The organism is Weizmannia sp. CD-2023, from assembly GCF_036225245.1.
GTDB lineage: Bacteria > Bacillota > Bacilli > Bacillales > Bacillaceae_C > Weizmannia > Weizmannia faecalis.
Genome location: NZ_JARTJQ010000162.1, coordinates 1 through 654, shown reverse-complemented (window position 1 = coordinate 654; position 654 = coordinate 1). Strand labels below are relative to the sequence as shown.

1 protein-coding gene is annotated in these 654 nt (G+C 46.3%); it reads left to right on the top strand.

The window, feature by feature from the left end:
• Positions 1-184: 184 nt before the first annotated feature.
• Positions 185-654 (top strand): Spo0B C-terminal domain-containing protein (locus P9687_RS17225; protein ID WP_328228955.1); only part of this gene is annotated, 470 nt, incomplete at its 3' end.

Here is a 654-nt window from a genome sequence, read left to right as displayed (position 1 = left end):
AAATTACACCGAGCAAGTAAAGCACGGTAGCCGAAAGTGTACAAAAAGAGTGTCTTGGAATACCCGATATTTAAACCTTGTCGAGAAAAACTTGACACATACCTATCATTCGCGTCCCGTGCAACATGAGGCAATTTTTGCTATACTTAAACATAACCTATTTCGGAGAACGGGAGCTATGAAAATGCGGGAATGGACGACGGTTGACGTGCTTCGCCACGCCAGGCATGACTGGCTGAACAAGGTGCAGCTGATCAAAGGATACGCCAGCTTGAACAAAATGGAAAAGGTCAAAAATATTGTGGAAGACATTATCCGGGAAGCGCAGCAGGAGTCAAAATTATCAAATTTGCATCTGCCGGAATTTGCCGAGCTTTTGCTTACATATAACTGGGAAGGGCACACGGTGCGGATTGCATACGAAATATTGGATGTGGACCGGAATGTGCTACCGGACGATAGGGAGCTGACCGGCTGGATGAAGAATTTTTTCGCTATCGTTGAAGAAGCAGTCGATCCAAACGGAGACAACCGGTTATCTTTGTCGGTCAGCACTTTGCCATCCGGCGCCCGTTTCTTTTTCGAGTTTAGCGGTACAATAAAAAAGTACGGACTGCTTGCCGGGTTTCTGGAAAACGATTGTCCGGGGATGAA